This is a genomic window from Mesorhizobium sp. M1E.F.Ca.ET.063.01.1.1, assembly GCF_003998155.1.
Taxonomy (GTDB): Bacteria; Pseudomonadota; Alphaproteobacteria; order Rhizobiales; family Rhizobiaceae; genus Mesorhizobium.
In genome coordinates this window covers 1-16,609 of sequence record NZ_RZSC01000069.1, presented here as the reverse complement: position 1 = coordinate 16,609, position 16,609 = coordinate 1, and the positions used below count along the sequence as shown (strand labels likewise).

Genomic DNA, 16,609 nt, shown 5'->3' with positions numbered 1-16,609 from the left:
GGCTGTATTGCTTGCCATTGAAGGTATGCGGGCGGTTCTCGATCGTGCCGGCAACGACGACCTTGCCGGCATAGAGCTTGTCCTGGAGATCGAGCGCCTTGTCCTGTTGCGGCAGGCCGCCGATGTCGATCGAGACACCCTTGATGATCTTGCCTGAGGCGAGGTCAAGCGCGCTGTTCGAGGGGCAGGGCGCCATCACGCAGCGCAGGCCGTTGTCGCAGGGCACGTAGCTGCCCTGTCCGCCGGCGCCGGCTTCGGCCGCGGACAGGCAGAGGGCAGTGATCAGAAGGGCTGGCGCGACGCTCTTGGTCATGGCAAGAAGGTCGTCGTCAAATCCGGGAAAATTGAGGCGTCCGCCAGACGTCAGTCGGTCGGGAAGCGGCGCCGGTAATGGTCGATCACTTCCGGGTTGCGCAGGTTGACCGGCAATTTGTCGGCAAGCACCAGCAACGCCTCGTTCGCCGCGCCAACACCCATGCGCATCATCGATTCCTCGGTGATGCCTGCCATATGCGGGGTGACGATGACGTTGTCGAAGCCGAAATAAGGATGGTTCGGCGGCAGCGGCTGGGTCGCGAAGACGTCGAGCGCAGCTCCGCCGATGCGGCCCTTTCGCAGGGCTTCGATCAACGCCTCGTGATCGATCACCGGTCCGCGCGAGACATTGATCAAAAGCGCATTGGGCTTCATGCGGGCGATGCGCTCGCGGCTGATCAGGCCGCGCGTCTCTTCGGTCAGCGGGCAGCAGAGGACGATGATGTCGCTCTGCTCGACCAGCGCGTCGATCGACAGGAAGCCGACGCGCTCGGGCGCCGGGCGCAGGCTGCGCGTCGTCGCCACGACATTGAGGTCGAAGCCGTGCGCGGCGATATGGCCGACGGCCTGGCCGACCGCGCGGAGGCCGACAATGCCGACCGTCTTGCCGGCAAGTTCGCTGGTGGAATTGGCGTGTTCGCGCCCGGCGAGCCAGCCCTTGGCACGCAGGTCGCGATCCATCACGCGGAAGCGCCGCAAGAGCGCGAGCGCCACGAACATCACATGTTCGGCGACCGAGCGGGCATTCACGGCCGGCACGTTCGCCACCAGCACGCCGGCAGCGGTGGCGGCCTCGACCGGGATCATGTCTAGCCCCGCGCCATGGCGGATCGCGGCGCGCAAATTGTCTGCGCCATCGAACAGCTCCGGCGGCAGCGGCGCGCGCACGATGACGATGTCGGCGTCGCGGGCCTCGGCGACCAGGGTCTTGGCATCGAGGGCGGAAGCGATTGCCAGCTTGCCTGCCCCCGCCAGCATGGCCGTGGCGCGCGGGTGCAGTGGATGCGTCGACAGGATTTTCGGCATCGTCAGGTTCAGGCCTTTTCGAGCGCCATGTTTTTCGGCTCCGTCAAGCGACCTTCGATGATCCCCTTCCAGTAGCTCTCGGCCCCTTGCAGGTGCGCGCTCATCAGCGCCTGGGCGAGATTGCCGTCGCGGCGCAGCAGCGCCTCGTAGATCTGGATGTGCTCGGCATGCGAACGCACGCTGCGCTCGGGGTCGTTGAAATAGATCGGCAGGCGCTGCTCGCCCATCAGGTAATAGACGCTGCAGATGTTGTGGAAGACGCCGTTCTTGGTCGCCCGCACGATCTCGAGATGGAACTCGCGGTCTTCCTTGGCGAGGCCTTCGCCGGCGGCGATGCGCTCTTCGGAAGCCTTCAGGATCTCGCGCAGCCGCTCGAAATTTTCCTCGGTGGCGCGCGAGCAGGCAAGCTCGGCCGCCTTGATCTCATGGATCTTGCGCAGCTCGACGGTCTCGTAGATCTGCACCGGATCGAGCGGCAGGCCCGCGCGGGCGAAAAGCGCTAACGCTTCTACGCTTGCCTGCTTGGTGTCGATGTAGATGCCTGATTTGGCGCGGCGCTCGACGATGCGCATGGCTTCCAAAATCGCCAGCGCTTCGCGGATCTGGCCACGGCTGACGCCGAAATGCTCCGCCAGTTCGCGCTCCGACGGCGTGCGGCCCGACTCCTTGTCCGAGTTGGAGAACAGATAGGCGGCGAGTTCCGCGAGGAGGTTCTTCTCTTTCATCGTCAAATGCGTTGCGCGTGCGCCTCCAGGAACCGCTCCGAAATGGTGAAACCCAGTCCGGGCTTTTCAGGGATCGCTATCATACCGTCTTTCGCTTCGACAGTCTCTTCGACGAGATCATGGATCATCGGATTGGCGCCAAGCGAATATTCGACGATGAAGCTGGCGGGCGAAGCCGCGCAGACATGCAGCCCGGCAAAGAAGCAGGGCGCCCCGGCCCAAAGATGCGGCGCAAAGCGCAGGTTGAAGGCGCTGGCGATGGTGCCGATCTTCATCGCCTCGCTGATGCCGCCGCAGAAGGCGGGGTCCGGCTGGAAGATATCGGCCGATTTCAGCAAGGCAAGATCGCGGAAGGCGAAGCGCGTCGCCTCGCTCTCGCCAGTGGCGATCGGGGTCGAACCCGAGGCGCGCACCTCGGCCATGCCGGGCTTGTCGTCGGCGATCACCGGCTCTTCGAACCAGGCGAGGTCGAGGTCGGCGGTGAGGCTGATGAAGCGCTTCGCCTCGGCGACGGTATAGGTGCCGTGCGCGTCGACCATCAGCTCGATATCCGGACCGACCGCTTCCCTCGCGGCGCGCACGCGCGCGGCCGAAATATGCGGCGCGCCGTCCATGGCGCCGATGCGCATCTTCAGCGCTTTGAAGCCGCCCTTGGCGATGTAGGATTTGAGCTGGTCGCCGATCGCATCGGCGCCGGCCCAGCCTCCCGACGCATAGGCCTGCATGCGCTCGACCTTGCGACCGCCGAGGAGCCGCCAGACCGGCTGCCCCAGCGACTTGCCGAGGATGTCCCAGAGCGCGATGTCGACAGCGCTGATCGCCGCCACGCTCATGCCGCGCCGCGCCAGCTGCGGCATGGCGTGGCCGGCATGGGCGGCCGTGTTGTGACGCACGCCGTTGTAAAGCATTTCCCAGATGATGCCGATGTCGGCCGGGTCGCGGCCGATGAGCTGCGGCGCGATCTCGTGGTTCAGCATGTGGACCAGCGCGCCATAGCTGCCGGCGCTGCCGGCGGCGTTCTTGCCTTCGCCCCAGCCGACCAGGCCGTCATCGGTCTCGATGCGCAAAATGGCGGCATCGAACGTCGTGACCTGACCGAAGTCGCTGCGATGCTGCTTTGCGACTTCGATCGGTACGCGAACCCACCAGGCCTGGACGTCTCTGATACGCATCTTCATCCCCGGCCCCGCCGCCCGGTCGGGCGGAAGGGCATCAATCGGACCGGCTACTTGATCAGCGGCAGCAGCGTTTCGGCCGTGATACGCATCTGGTCGGTGTAGAATTTCTCGGTGAGCAGGCTGGAGCCGTGGTCCTGGATGAATTTGAGCTGCTCGGGCGAGATATCGACAGGGTTGCGCTCCACCATTTCCGGATAGGGCGCGGCCGGTGTGCGGTCGACCGGCGCGACGAACTCATTGGTCAGCGCGCCGTCATAGCCGATCTCCTTCAGCGTGCCGACGATCTTCGGCCAGTCGATCTGGCCGAGGCCCGCGGCGAAGCGGTTGTTGTCGGCGACATGGAAATCGAACAGGCGCTTTCCGACCTGGCGGACAGCGTCATAGACGTTAAATTCCTCCATGTGGATGTGATAGGCGTCGAGGCACACGCCGCATTCCGGGCTGACCGCGTCGGCGAGCGCGAGCGCCTGGGCGCCACGGTTGAAGAGATAGGTCTCGAAGCGGTTGAGCGGCTCGATAGCGATCCTGACGCCGACCTTCTTGGCATGGGCGAAGCATTCGCGCGTGGCGTCCACCACCCAGCCCCACTCTTCCGCCTCGGTGCCGTCCGGCACCACCTTGCCGACGGTGGCGGGAACCAGCGTGATGATCTCGCCGTCGAGCTCGCTCACCATGGTCAGCACGTCCTTGACATATTGCACCGAGCGCTCGCGCTGGCCTTGGTTCTTGGCGGCGAGGTTGCGTTCGCCCAGCATCAGCGTCACCGAGCCCCAGCAGCGGATGCCGTGCTCCTTCAACAGCGCACGCGTTTCCTTGATCTTGTATTGAGCGGGCTCGCCGGAAATTTCGATCGACTCATAGCCGAGTTTCTTGATCCGCTTGAGCGTCACCTCCAGCGGCTCCGCCCGCATCCAGTTGTGCGTCGAAAGATGCATGATCTATCCTTCCCAGAATTCGCCTGTCACGTTTGCCCACGACGTCTCCCAAGGAGCGCGCCGCACGATTCCTCCCCAGGGCGTTCCAGCGATTTTTCTCGAAACTGGTTCTACCAATTGGGTCTAACAGGACCTCTACAGCAAATTCGCATGAACGGCAAGAAGACCGCGAACAGGGCCTCGACCTTCGCGTAATTTGTTGATTTAAATGGATTTAGCCTATCTTCTGCAATCGCTCTTGCTGCTCTTCCGCTGTTTCCGGCCGCTTGACCAAATTTCCGGATTTGGTAATACCAGAATGGCACCATGCTTCGGTGCCGATACCGAACGACCAAACAGGCTAGCCCTCACTCCAATCGGCGCTATGCTTGGTCCGTGAAAAACGAGAGGGAGGATGCCGATGCCGACGACGATGAAGGGTCCCGGCCTGTTTCTGGCGCAGTTCGCGGGCGATGCCGCACCGTTCAATTCGCTGGCCTCGATCACCAAATGGGCGGCCGGCCTGGGCTACAAGGGCGTGCAGATCCCAACCTGGGACGGCCGCTTGTTCGATCTGAAGATGGCGGCGTCGTCGAAAACCTATTGCGACGAGGTGAAGGGCATCTGCGCGGATGCAGGCGTCGAGATCACCGAATTGTCGACGCATCTGCAGGGTCAGCTCGTCGCGGTGCACCCGGCCTATGACGCGCAGTTCGACGGCTTCGCGCCGGCCGAGGTGCACAACAATCCGAAGGCGCGTCAGAAATGGGCGGTCGAGCAGATGGAGTTCGGCGCCAAGGCGTCGAAGAATCTGGCCTTGAAGGCCTCGGTGAGCTTCAGCGGCGCGCTTGCCTTTCCCTACCTTTATCCGTGGCCGCAGCGGCCACCAGGCCTGATCGAAGAAGCCTTCGCCGAACTCGGCAAGCGCTGGAAGCCGATCCTCGACGTGTATGACGAGAACGGCGTCGATGTCGGCTACGAGATTCACCCGGGCGAGGATGTGTTCGACGGCGCGACCTTCGAAATGTTCCTCGACGCGGTCGGCGGCCACAAGCGCTGCAACATCAACTACGACCCGTCGCATTTCTTGCTGCAGCAGCTCGATTATCTCGAATTCATCGACATCTACCACGAGCGGATCAAGGCATTTCATGTCAAGGACGCCGAGTTCAACCCGACGGGACGGCAGGGCGTCTATTCCGGCTATCAGGGCTGGGTGAACCGGGCAGGACGTTTCCGTTCGCTCGGCGACGGGCAGGTGGATTTCAGTGGCATCTTCTCCAAGCTCACCCAGTACAATTACGATTCCTGGGCGGTGCTGGAATGGGAATGCTGCCTCAAGCATCCGGAAGACGGTGCGGCCGAAGGCGCGCCCTTCATCCAGCATCACATCATCCGGGTCACGGAGAGGGCTTTCGACGATTTCGCCGGCGGCACCAGCGACAAGAAGCTGCTGCGCGCGATGATGGGGATTTAGCACCGCTTTCCCTCCCCCACGAGGGGAGGGTGGCCCGAAGGGCCGGGTGGGGTCGGTTCATGCCGAGCTCCACGCCGGGCGACCCCACCCGATCCGCTGCGCGGATCGACCTCCCCTCAAGGGGAGGAAACCAACAATGGAGGGACAAAAGCATGGTCGGCGCATCGAAGTCGGAAACGGGAGGCGGCCCGATCCGCTACGGCATGGTCGGCGGCGGGCAGGGCGCCTTCATCGGCGCGGTGCACCGGATCGCGGCGCGCATGGACAATGACTTCGTGCTGGTGGCCGGCGCGCTGTCGTCGAATCCGGAACGGGCAAAGGCTTCGGCCGAAGAACTCGGGCTCGATCCGTCGCGCAGCTACGGCTCCTACGCCGAGATGGCCAAGGCCGAGGCCAAGCGGCCGGACGGCATCGAAGCGGTGGCGATCGTCACGCCCAACAACGTGCATGTGCCGGCGGCCAAGGCCTTTCTCGAGGCAGGCATCCACGTCATCTGCGACAAGCCGCTGGCGACTTCGCTCGCCGAAGCGAAGAAGCTCGCGACGCTGGTGGAAAAGACCGGCAAGGTGTTCGTGCTCACCCACAACTACACCGCCTATCCGATGATCCGCCAGGCGCGTGAGATGGTGGCCAAGGGCCAGCTTGGCGACATTCGCATCGTGCAGTCGGAATATCCGCAGGACTGGTTGACCGAGGACCTTGCCGCTACCGGCCAGAAGCAGGCCTCGTGGCGCTCGGACCCCAAGCAGGCCGGCGCCGGCGGCGCGCTCGGCGACATCGGCACGCATGCCTATAATCTTGCGCGTTTCGTTTCCGGCCTGGAGCTCGATTCGCTGTCGGCCGATCTCGATGCCTTCGTGCCGGGCCGGCAGCTCGACGACAATGTCAACGTCATGCTGCGCTTCAAGCCGGTCGGCAACAAGCATCCCGCCAAGGGCATGATCTGGGCCAGCCAAGTGGCGCCCGGCCACGAGAACGGGCTGAAGCTGCGCATCTACGGCTCGAAGGGCGGGCTCGAATGGGTGCAGGCCGACCCGAACTATCTGTGGTACACGCCGTTCGGCCAGCCGAAGCAGTTGCTGACCCGTGCCGGCGCCGGCGCGATGCCCGTGGCGGCGCGTGTAACGCGCGTGCCGTCCGGCCATCCGGAAGGCTATCTCGAAGGCTTCGCCAACATCTACCAGGAGGCCGCGCGGGCGATCCGGGCAGCACGGCGCAAAGGCGGCAAGCTGGCCAAGGATGTCGTCTTCCCGACGATCGCGGACGGCGTCGAAGGCATGGCCTTCATCGAGGCCTGTGTGAAGTCGTCGAAGAAGAATGGGGCGTGGACGAAGCTCTAGGGGTGACGATATTCAGGTGAGGCCGGCCTGCAAACGGCGGCTTCCTGCGCTTCCGGTGCTCACGTACTTCAAGTACGCTCCGCTCCGGTTCTCGGAATCCGCCATTTTCGGCTCGGCCTGACCTGAATCTCATCACCCCTCGTTCGAAGGTGATGAGGGAGAGGGGATGTCGATGAAGATCGGCATGTGCATGTTCCTGTGGACCACCAGCGTCTCGACGAAGCATGAGGCGCTGCTGAAGGACATCAAAGCAACCGGCTTCGACGGCGTCGAGATCCCGGTCTTCGCGGGCGGGCCTGACGACTACAAAAAGCTCGGCGAGATGCTCGACCGCATCGGCCTGGAACGCACCGCGGTCTCGGCCATGGGCGATCCGGCGATGAACCTGATCTCGCCCGATGCCGCGACGCGCAAGGCCGGTATCGACTACATGAAATGGGCGATCGACTGCAGCGCGGCGCTTGGCGCGAACCGGCTGAGCGGCCCGCTGCACTCGACGCTGGGCGCCTTCTCCGGCAGCGGGCCGACAGCGGCCGAGAAGCAGCGTTCGATCGCCTCGCAGCGCGCCATCGGCGACCATGCCGGCAAGAAGGGCGTCACCGTTGGGCTGGAAGCGCTCAACCGCTTCGAATGCTACCTGGTGAACACGATGGACGATCTGTCGGAGCATATCGACGCGATCGACCGGCCTCACGTCAAGGCGATGTACGACACCTTCCACGCCAATATCGAGGAAGCCGATCCGATCGGCGCCTATACGCGCAATCGCAGGAACATTGTTCATATCCATATTTCGGAGAATGACCGCGGCGTGCCGGGGCGCGGCCACGTCCCCTGGAAGGAGACTTTTTCAGCCATCCGCAAGAGCGGCTATGACGACTGGCTGACGATTGAATCGTTTGGACGCTCGCTGAAGGACTTGGCAGCGGCGACGAAGGTGTGGCGCGATTTCGCCGAGAGCCCCGAGGCGGTGTACCGCGAAGGGTATAGGCATATCAGGGATGGGTGGAGGAAGGCGGCTTAGAGGCCCTGCGCCTAGTCCAACTTCTATTTGCGTTCGCAACGGTTGCCAGGTGGTTCCCCCACTCCGTCTCGGCTTCGCCGAGCCACCTCTCCCCCCTCCGGAGGGAGAGGAAAGGGAGCCTCGTGGCTCGGGAGAGGAAGAAAGCCTCGGCCTAGACCGTGATGGCGTTTCGTTGAATCGCCACCACAATCTAAATCTTTGTTGGAGCATGATCTTTCTCCGAAAACCGGTTCCCACTTTTCGGGATCATGCTCTAGGAGGACAGGCGTCGGCTCGGACAGCCTGGCGCCTTTCCTCTACCCCGTCGATCGGGGGAGAGGTGTCGAGCGCAGCTCGACGGAGTGGGGGTCGACCCTTGGCTCGGCGCTGCACGATGCCTGCGCCTATGGTTCACAAGGTTATCCCTGCGCGGCCTGCAGCCGGTTGTAGTCATGCAGCGTGCGGCTCAGCCGCCTGCGCAGGAAGTTCGAGATGTTGTCGAAGATGAAGACGACGAGCAGCGTCAACAGCACCATGTAGAAGACGTTCGCCCAGTTAGAATTGGTGCGCATCGCTTCCCAAAGCTTCAAGCCGATGCCGCCGGCGCCGACGGCGCCGATGATGGTCGCGCCGCGGGTGTTCGATTCCCACTGGTAGAGTGTCTGGCTGATGAAGATCGGCACCACCTCCGGCAGCACGCCGTAGCGCTGCACGAGCAGGCCGTTGGCGCCGGTCGACAGCACGCCTTCGCGCGGCTTGTCGTCGATGTTCTCCAGCGCCTCGGAATAGGTTTTGCCGAGCGTGCCGATCTCGGTGAAGAAGATGGCGGCGCTGCCGGCGAGCGGGCCGGGGCCGAAGGCGCGGGTGAAGAACAGCGCCCAGATCAGCATGTCGACCGAGCGCATGAAATCGAAGAAGCGCTTCAGGACCTGGCTGAGCAGGCCGCTCGGCGTGATGTTGCGGGCGGCGAAGAAGGCCAGCGGGAAGGCGACGATGCCGCCGAGCAGCGTGCCGAGGAACGCCATGACGATGGTCTGCAAGAGCTTCGTCCAGACGTCGCCATGCTGCCACTGCGCGTTGTTCCAGATGTTGTCGGCGGCTAAAGCCAGGTTCGACGTGCCGGGCTTGAGCTCAGGCCCCGAAAGGATCAGCGAAAACACCTCGCCGGCCGACTTGCCGAAGAAGGGCGAGCGGGTGTCGAAGACGAAATTCGCCCAGCCAAGGAAGCGCTTGCGCACCTTGACGCGGTCGACGGTGATGCGCACCTCGCCGGCAAAGCCCATCTTGGCGACGACCTCGTCATCATGCACGGTCACCCAGTCCGGCACCGGGCCGGACACCTGCGGCTTGCCGCTGGTGAGCGACACAGGCACCCTCTGGCCATTGGCGACGATTGTCGCCCTGGTCTTGTCGAAGATGACGGACTTTGCATTGCCGTCGATCTGCACGGTGAAGGTGCCGTCGGGATTCCTGATCACCCAGTCCGGATTGGGGTTCTCGCCAAGCGCGGAAAAGCGCGGATACTTCGGCGTGATCTGTGGCTGGTCGAGGCGGAATTCCGGCTGCAGGTCGTAGCTGATCCATTGCGACAGGAAGAGCGGCAGGCGCTCCCAATGCGATTCTTTCAGCACCTGCGGCAGGCTGAAGAACCACAAGGCATAGGCGAGATAGAGCACCGTGCCCGCGATCAGCAGCAGCGGCCAGAAGCGCCTGTAGGCCGGCCGCTGGAATATCTGCGGGTGGCGTTCCTCGATGGCCCTGATTTCGTCGACTGTCATAGCCATGGTCAAGCAGCGCTCATCAGGAAGGCCTGCTCGCCGACCAGTTTGCGGCGCAGCCAGGCGGAGAACTGGTCGACGAGGAAGATGGTGACAAAGAGCAGCAGCACCAGCGCCAACGTCTTGGCGCCGAAGCCGCGCGAGATCGAAAGCTTCAGCTCCTCGCCGATGCCACCGCCGCCGACGGCGCCCATGATGGTCGAGATGCGCACGTTGATCTCGATCCTGAGCAGCGTGTAGGACATGAAATTGGGCAGCACCTGCGGCAGGTCGGCGAAGCGCACGCGCTCGATCCAGTTGGCGCCGACCGCGCGCAGACCCTCCTCGGGACGCATGTCGATGTTCTCGTTGATCTCGTAGAACAGCTTGCCCAGCGCGCCGATCGAATGCAGGCCGATGGCGATGATGGCGGCGACCGGACCGATCGAGACGATGGCTGCGAACAGCCCGGCGATGACGATCTCCGGGAAAGCGCGCAGCAGTTCCATGAAACGCTTGACGACGAGCCGCAGGATCGGGCTCGGCGTCAGGTTGCGCGCGGCGATGAAGGAGAAGGGAACGGCAAAGACGAAGCCGATAAAGGTCGAGACCAGCGCCACGTTGACGGTGGTCAGCATCAGCTCGAAATATTCGGGGATGTAGATGCCGCCCCAGATGTAGACGCGGCCGAGCGGGAAGTTGAATTCCTGCGTGCCCTTGTCATGCGGCGAGGCGATGTCGAACAGCGCCCGCCAGACGTCGTTCCAGTCCTTCGGGATCAGCCAGCTCAGGAAATCCAGGATATGCGGCAGCCGGTCGAAGAAATGGCCGGCATTGGCCTCGTCGGCGAACCACATCGTCGCGAACATGGCGACAAGCAGCAGGCCGGCGCCTAGCGCGGTGTAGAAGCGGCGAAGCGAGGTCTGGCGCCGCCAGGCGTCCGCCTGCTGCCGGGTTGCTTCGGAGTGGATTGTCGCTGAGGCTGTCATGATCGGAGCATGCAAAAAGGGCGGCGTTTCAAAACGCCGCCCTTTCTTCCTGATGCCGTCAGCCGCCGATCGCGGCTTTGCGGGCCTCGACGATGACTTTGTAGAAGTCCGGCTTCACCGGGACATAGCCGGTGAAATCGCCGCCCTCGACGCCCTCGAAGCAGGGCTTGTCCTTGCCCGGGAGGGCGGTGAAGAAGTCGGTGAGCTTGGCAGTCATGTCGGCGCCGATCGCTGTGCGGACAACCAGCGGGCCGTTCGGGATCAGGCCCGAGCGCCAGACTTCGACGAAGTCGTTCGGGTCGACGGCGCCCTTGGCGACTTCCTTGTGGAAGGTGCCGGAGGTGTAGCCGTTCTTGAAGTCGCCGATGCCGGAGGAATCGTCCACCGCCACGTCGACCTTGCCGTCGCGAACGGCCAGAACGTTGTTCTCATGGCCGCCATTGAACTGGGTCGAGGCGAAATAGGTCTCGTTGGAGGCGCCGGTGTCCTTCGGAATCTGGGTCAGCGGGATCAGATAGCCCGAAGTCGAATCCGGATCGGCATAGCCGAGCTTCTTGCCCTTGGCCGACTTGATGTCGGTGATGCCGGAAGTCTTCAGCGCCAGGCCGATCGAATAGTAGCCGGTCGAGCCATCGGTCTGCTTGGTGGTGAGGATCGGGGTGACCGCGTTCGGGTCCTTGAGGTAGACGCTGGCATAGCCGGACGCGCCGAGCTCGGCGAAGTCGAGCGTGCCGCCGAGCAGACCCTGGATGACGCCGTCATAGTCGGCGGCCGGGAACAGCGACACCTTCTCGAAGCCGAATTCGGCCTTGAGGTGGTCGGCAAGGCACTGGTAGTTGCGCAGGCGGTCGGTCTCGTTCTCACCGCCGAGGATGCCGACGCGGAACTCCTTGATGTCGGCGGCGTGAGCGGCGCTTGCCGCCATGGCCAGCATCGATACGGCGCCAAAAACCATTTTCCTGAACATTTTGATCTCTCTCCTGTTGCTCCGGCTGCGCGCCGGTGACGTTCGAATTTTTGAGTTTTGCCTTTGACGCGGACGGGCGATCCGGGTTGCTCTTTGCCGAAATCCACGATTTGCCCGGAGCGGCTACAGCCCGGGCAATGGACTCAGTAGCCAGGGAAGGCCGGTTCGAGCGGTCCGGCGGATGCGGTGATCTTCGGCTTGACGGTGACGCTGGTCGACGTGATCGCCTCGGAGATCTCGACGCCGTTGGCATCGGCGCCATAGACGGTGCGCACGGCGTCGCGGTCGAGATCCTCGGGCGCGCCGTCGAACACGACCTTGCCGGCGGCCATGCCGATGATGCGGGTGCAGTAGGCGCGGGCGGTGTCCAGCGTATGCAGGTTGGTGACGACGGTGATGCCTTCGCGCAGGTTGATGTCGCGCAGCGAATCCATGACCACCTTGGCGTTGAGCGGGTCGAGCGAGGCGATCGGCTCGTCGGCCAGAAGCACCTTCGGCTGCTGCATCATGGCGCGCGCGATCGCCACGCGCTGCTGCTGGCCGCCGGAAAGCGTGCCGGCCGGCTGCAGCGCGGTGCGGGCGATGTCGAGGCGCTCGAGAGCCGCCACCGCCTCCGCGCATTCGGTGCGCGAGAACATGCCGAGCAGGTTGGAAAGCGTCGAGCGATGGTTGAGGCGGCCGAGCAGAACGTTGGTCAGGACGTCGAGGCGCGGCACGAGGTTGAACTGCTGGAAGATCATGGCGCAGTCGCGCTGCCAGCGGCGCAGCGGCGAGCCCTGCAGGCGGGAAACGTCGGAGCCGTCAAAAAAAATCGATCCCTGGCTGGGATCGATGAGACGGTTGATCATGCGCAATAACGTCGACTTGCCGGCGCCGGAACGGCCGATGATGCCGACCATCTGGCCCTGCGGGATCGATACGTTGATGTCGCTGACCGCGGTGTTCTTGCCAAATCGTCGGGTTACGCCGCGGATTTCCAACGTGGCCGATGATGCTGACATGGCAAGACTCCGGTACGTCGCAGTTTTGAAGGTCCGTTAACCTTCGCTAGCGCAGCCCCATGAAGCTGGGGTGTCGGATTGATGTCAGTTTTGTTACGACCCACAGGCAGGAATCGTCGTTTATGCACGTCGTTGTCCCAAAACCGCTGGGCACCTTTGGGCGACATGCACGGGCTCATCCAAGGACCAGCAATTCCTCGAAGTGCTTCATGTCCTTGAAGCTGCAGAAGGCCGGCGGGCGCAATTCGATCACTGGAGCCTCGCGGTCGAGGAACGACAGGCAGTCGTCGAACAGGTCCTGCCAGGCTGACACTCGTTCGTCGGCGAGGCGGCGGATCTGGTAAGCGAAGGTGATGTGGAAGATGTAGCTGTCGTGGTCGGGGTGACGATAGCCGAACGGCACCGACAGCGCGTCACGCCATGCCTTGAGGATAGCACGGTCCTCTTCCGTGGCACCGGCGACCGTCAGGCCGTTTGGCGTGACGCCGATGGCCTTGATCCTGAATGCACCGTTGCCCTCGAAGCCCTGCAGCCGCTCCAGATAGAGGCGAGTGATGTCGTCGATGCTGGTGTTCAACGGCACATCGGAAGGCCAGTAGGGAAGGCGGCGCCGGTATTCTATGATGCCCTGGAACAGGGTCATATGCAGGCTGGAGATCGGCGTGAAGGCGAGGCGATCGGCGTCGGGCATGGAGAGGATACGCTCGCGCACCGCGATGATTGCGGCTTCGGATGGCGAGCCCTCGACGAGGTGGCTGACAACGGTGTTGCCCGGCTCGAAAAGGAAATTGCCCGATGTGTCATAGCGGGTGCCGAGATGCATCGGCGGCATCGGGTTGGTGCCTTCGAAGAAGGAGGCAAGCGAGGGTCTGACTTTGTCGAGCATGGCGATCTCCCTGGGGGAGATCGCCTCTGCCCGAGTCGTGTGTCAAGGATGTGAATGGTGAAGGCTTCCCCAGCCCGAACCTTGTTGTCCGCCATTCACTATTGACCATTCACGAGATTCAGCCGCCATACTTTTCCAGGAAAGCCTCGGCCTCCAACTCGCGAAAATCGTCGAGCGCGGCGCGCAGCCGGGCATGGTCCCAATCCCACCAGGCGAGCGCCTGGTAGCGCTCGGCGGTGCGGCGGTCGAAACGCTCGCGGATCGGTTTTGCCGGCACGCCGGCGACGATCGTGTAGGGCGCGACATCCTTCGACACCACGGCACCGGCGCCGACCGCCGCGCCATCGCCGACGGTCACGCCGGGCAGCACGGTCGAGCCATGGCCGAGCCAGGTGTCGTGGCCGATGGTGACGCGCTTGGCGCGGCGCTGGGCAAAGAACTCGCTCTCATGCTCGGCGTCGTCCCAATAGTCCGAGGCACGGTAGGTGAAGTGGTGCAGCGTCGGCCGCCAAGTCGGATGATTGGTGGCGTTGAGGCGAACGCTTGCCGCGATGTTCGAAAACTTGCCGATGGTTGCGCACCAGACAGCGCAGTCCTGCATCATGTAGGAGTAGTCGCCGAGCTCGCTTTCAGAGACACGGCTGCGCTCGGCGATCTCGGTCCAGCGGCCGAGCTTCGAGTTCTCGACTTGCGCCGTCTCGTGGACCAGCGGCGTCTCCGAAAGCTTTCTCATGCGGCGATCTTTCCGGCGGCGAAGGCGGTGACGTCGATGACGCGGTCGGCCACCGCGTCGCGCACATCCAGGTCGTGGAAGATGCCGAGCAGGGCGACGCCCGCCGCCTTCTTGGCGGCGACGAGTTCGACCACGACGTCGCGGTTTTTGGCGTCGAGCGAAGCTGTCGGCTCGTCGAGCAGCAGGATAGGATGCTCGGTGATGAAGCCGCGCGCGATGTTGACGCGCTGCTGCTCGCCACCGGAGAAGGTCGCCGGCGGCAGCGCCCAGAGTTTTTCCGGGAGGTTGAGCTGCGCCAACAGGAAACGAGCCTTCGCCCGCGCGCCTTCCCTGTCCTCACCGCGCTCGACCAGCGGCTCGGCGACGACATCGAGCGCCGAGACGCGCGGCACGGTGCGCAGGAACTGGCTGACATAGCCGATGGTGTGGCGGCGCACGGCAAGCACGGTGCGCGGACTGGCGGAGGCGAGGTCGATCAGGCCGTCTCCATGCTGGACGATGATCTGGCCTTCATCGACGGCGTAATTGCCGTAGAGCATCTTCAGGATCGAGCTTTTTCCGGCGCCCGACGGGCCGCCAAGCACCGCGCATTCGCCGGCACGGATCGAGAAGGAGACGCCCGCCACCACCGGCAGCCTGACGCCGTCGCGCAGGTGCATGGTGAAGCTTTTCGCGACATCGGAAACGACGAGAGGGGTGGGCATTAGAAAGTGCTCCTTTCGCTGTTTGCGTGGTGGCTGAAGTACCCCCGCCCGGACCTTCGGTCCGACCTCCCCACAAGGGGGAGGTAGGGGCAGGCGCTGCCAACAAAAAAACCCGCCTCGAGGGCGGGTTTTTCAAATTCTGGAGGCGTATCCGGCTTAGAGGCCGAAACCTTCGAAGCGCTTCTTGAACTTGGACAGGCGGCCGCCGCGGTCGAGCAGGGTCTGCTGGCCGCCGGTCCAGGCCGGGTGCGTGGTCGGGTCGATGTCGAGGTTCATCGTGTCGCCTTCCTTGCCCCAGGTGGAGCGGGTCAGGTACTCGGTGCCGTCGGTCATGACGACCTTGATGGTGTGGTAGTCGGGATGGATATCGGCCTTCATTGTCGTGTTCCTGGCTTGCCGGCGCTGGTGACGGGCCCATGGCCTGCGTCGATGCGCCCCTTTTTAAAACTCGAAGCCGCAGCTAATGAAAAGCCACGGCTTCTAAAACGGTCGGCGAGCCTATACATCAGCCGGAATTGAATCACAAGGCCGCGGCAGGCGCATATTGTAGCGCATGACCGGCAAGCGGCCAGAGGAAACGCTCATGGCGGATATCGGTGTCAGTGCAGACGAGCGCAGACGCTCGGTCCGGCCGCTCAGAAACCTTTTCCCCTATATCACCCGCTACCGGAAACTGGCGGTCGGCGCCATCATCTCGCTGATCGTGGCGGCAGTGACCACGCTGGCGTTGCCGATGGCCGTGCGGCGCATGATCGACCATGGCTTCCAGGCGGCGGGCTCCACCTTCATTGCCGAGTATTTCGCGGCGCTGGTTCTGATGGCGGCTCTGCTGGCGGCGGCCTCGGCCAGCCGCTACTACTTTGTCATCACGCTCGGCGAGCGGGTCGTCGCCGATATCCGCCGCGACGTCTTTTCTCATGTGACGACGCTCTCGCCGGCCTTCTTCGATCGCGCGCAGTCGGGCGAGATCGTGTCGCGCCTCGCCGCCGACACCACGCAGGTGAAATCGGCGGTCGGCGCCACCGCATCGGTCGCGCTGCGCAATCTCATTCTCGGCCTCGGCGCCGTGGCGATGATGATCTTCACCAGCCCAAAACTCTCCGGTCTGGTCATCGCCGCTATCCCGCTGATCGTGCTGCCGCTGGTCGCTTTCGGACGCTCGGTGCGCCGCAAATCGCGCCTGGCGCAGGACACGCTTGCGGAGGCCACCGCCTATGCCAGCGAGCAAATCGGCGCCGTGCGCACGCTGCAGGCCTTCACCAACGAGAAGCTGGTCACTGGGCGCTTCTCGGCCGCCGTCGAAGCCGCCTTCGAGGCGGCGCGCATGTCGGTCTTTGCCCGCTCCTTCCTCACCTTCTTCGCCATCTTCATGATCTTTTCCTCGGTGGTGGCGGTGCTCTGGTTCGGCTCGCGCGACGTGCTTGCCGGCACGATGTCGGCCGGAACGCTCGGCCAGTTCCTGCTCTATTCGGTGTTCGCCGCCGGTGCGCTCGGCGCGCTGTCGGAAGTATGGAGCGAGCTGTCGCAGGCGGCGGGCGCCGCCGAGCGGCTGCGGATCGACAGGCGGCAGGATGGCGGGCTTCTCGGCCAGGAT

Annotated in this window: 17 protein-coding genes; 4 read left to right on the top strand and 13 right to left on the bottom strand. The window is 63.9% G+C overall.

The annotated features are described in order from the left end of the window. The 5 genes from EOA29_RS08495 to EOA29_RS08475 form a co-directional block, all read right to left on the bottom strand. Positions 1–313: hypothetical protein (locus EOA29_RS08495; protein WP_127220747.1), on the bottom strand; the 313-nt coding region annotated here is incomplete at its 3' end. Positions 314–363: 50 nt separating this feature from the next. Next, positions 364–1,341 (bottom strand): hydroxyacid dehydrogenase, encoded by a 978-nt coding sequence (locus tag EOA29_RS08490; protein ID WP_127220746.1) that lies wholly within the window; start codon positions 1,339–1,341, stop codon positions 364–366. 8 nt (positions 1,342–1,349) lie between these two features. After that, on the bottom strand, positions 1,350–2,066 hold the full coding sequence (locus EOA29_RS08485; RefSeq protein ID WP_126091863.1) for a FadR/GntR family transcriptional regulator: 717 nt from the start codon (positions 2,064–2,066) through the stop codon (positions 1,350–1,352). A gap of 2 nt (positions 2,067–2,068) precedes the next feature. After that, entirely contained in the window at positions 2,069–3,238 is a 1,170-nt protein-coding gene (locus EOA29_RS08480; protein WP_126091864.1) for a mandelate racemase/muconate lactonizing enzyme family protein, read from the bottom strand. A gap of 53 nt (positions 3,239–3,291) precedes the next feature. Continuing rightward, positions 3,292–4,179 (bottom strand): sugar phosphate isomerase/epimerase family protein, encoded by an 888-nt coding sequence (locus EOA29_RS08475; protein ID WP_127220745.1) that lies wholly within the window; start codon positions 4,177–4,179, stop codon positions 3,292–3,294. A gap of 400 nt (positions 4,180–4,579) precedes the next feature. Between EOA29_RS08475 and EOA29_RS08470 the strand changes: the two genes are divergently transcribed. The 3 genes from EOA29_RS08470 (at position 4,580) to EOA29_RS08460 (ending at position 7,999) form a co-directional block, all read left to right on the top strand. After that, positions 4,580–5,635 carry a sugar phosphate isomerase/epimerase gene (locus EOA29_RS08470; RefSeq protein ID WP_126091866.1) on the top strand — a complete coding sequence of 352 codons (1,056 nt, stop codon included), beginning with the start codon at positions 4,580–4,582 and terminating at the stop codon, positions 5,633–5,635. A 152-nt stretch (positions 5,636–5,787) separates the two neighbouring features. Next, entirely contained in the window at positions 5,788–6,975 is a 1,188-nt protein-coding gene (locus EOA29_RS08465) for a Gfo/Idh/MocA family oxidoreductase (RefSeq protein ID WP_126091867.1), read from the top strand. Between the two features lie 172 nt (positions 6,976–7,147). Next, on the top strand, positions 7,148–7,999 hold the full coding sequence (locus EOA29_RS08460) for a sugar phosphate isomerase/epimerase (protein ID WP_126095748.1): 852 nt from the start codon (positions 7,148–7,150) through the stop codon (positions 7,997–7,999). Positions 8,000–8,397: 398 nt separating this feature from the next. Here the strand turns inward: EOA29_RS08460 and phnE (EOA29_RS08455) are convergent, their stop codons facing one another. The 8 genes from phnE (EOA29_RS08455) to rpmE all read right to left on the bottom strand — a co-directional run bounded on the left by phnE (EOA29_RS08455) (position 8,398) and on the right by rpmE (position 15,393). Continuing rightward, positions 8,398–9,756, bottom strand: a complete 1,359-nt coding sequence (phnE, locus tag EOA29_RS08455; protein ID WP_189350638.1) for a phosphonate ABC transporter, permease protein PhnE — start codon at positions 9,754–9,756, stop codon at positions 8,398–8,400. 8 nt (positions 9,757–9,764) lie between these two features. Next, positions 9,765–10,724: a phosphonate ABC transporter, permease protein PhnE gene (gene phnE / locus EOA29_RS08450; RefSeq protein WP_126091869.1), complete on the bottom strand. Its 960-nt coding sequence runs from the start codon at positions 10,722–10,724 to the stop codon at positions 9,765–9,767. Positions 10,725–10,782: 58 nt separating this feature from the next. Further along, positions 10,783–11,691, bottom strand: coding sequence for a phosphonate ABC transporter substrate-binding protein (gene phnD, locus EOA29_RS08445; protein ID WP_126091870.1), 909 nt, complete (start codon positions 11,689–11,691; stop codon positions 10,783–10,785). A gap of 143 nt (positions 11,692–11,834) precedes the next feature. Then, positions 11,835–12,692 carry a phosphonate ABC transporter ATP-binding protein gene (gene phnC / locus EOA29_RS08440; RefSeq protein ID WP_126091871.1) on the bottom strand — a complete coding sequence of 286 codons (858 nt, stop codon included), beginning with the start codon at positions 12,690–12,692 and terminating at the stop codon, positions 11,835–11,837. Between the two features lie 175 nt (positions 12,693–12,867). Continuing rightward, a complete protein-coding gene (locus tag EOA29_RS08435; protein WP_126091872.1) occupies positions 12,868–13,578 on the bottom strand; it encodes a DUF1868 domain-containing protein in 711 nt (236 codons plus the stop codon). A 118-nt stretch (positions 13,579–13,696) separates the two neighbouring features. Beyond that, positions 13,697–14,311, bottom strand: coding sequence for a DapH/DapD/GlmU-related protein (locus EOA29_RS08430; protein ID WP_126091873.1), 615 nt, complete (start codon positions 14,309–14,311; stop codon positions 13,697–13,699). After that, positions 14,308–15,015 (bottom strand): phosphonate C-P lyase system protein PhnL, encoded by a 708-nt coding sequence (gene phnL, locus EOA29_RS08425; RefSeq protein WP_126091874.1) that lies wholly within the window; start codon positions 15,013–15,015, stop codon positions 14,308–14,310. The genes EOA29_RS08430 and phnL overlap by 4 nt, the downstream gene beginning before the upstream one ends. A 156-nt stretch (positions 15,016–15,171) precedes the next feature. Further along, positions 15,172–15,393, bottom strand: coding sequence for a 50S ribosomal protein L31 (rpmE, locus tag EOA29_RS08420; protein ID WP_040974396.1), 222 nt, complete (start codon positions 15,391–15,393; stop codon positions 15,172–15,174). 205 nt (positions 15,394–15,598) lie between these two features. On the opposite strand from rpmE, the gene EOA29_RS08415 reads away from it, so the two are divergent. Then, positions 15,599–16,609 (top strand): ABC transporter transmembrane domain-containing protein (locus tag EOA29_RS08415; RefSeq protein ID WP_245468437.1); only part of this gene is annotated, 1,011 nt, incomplete at its 3' end.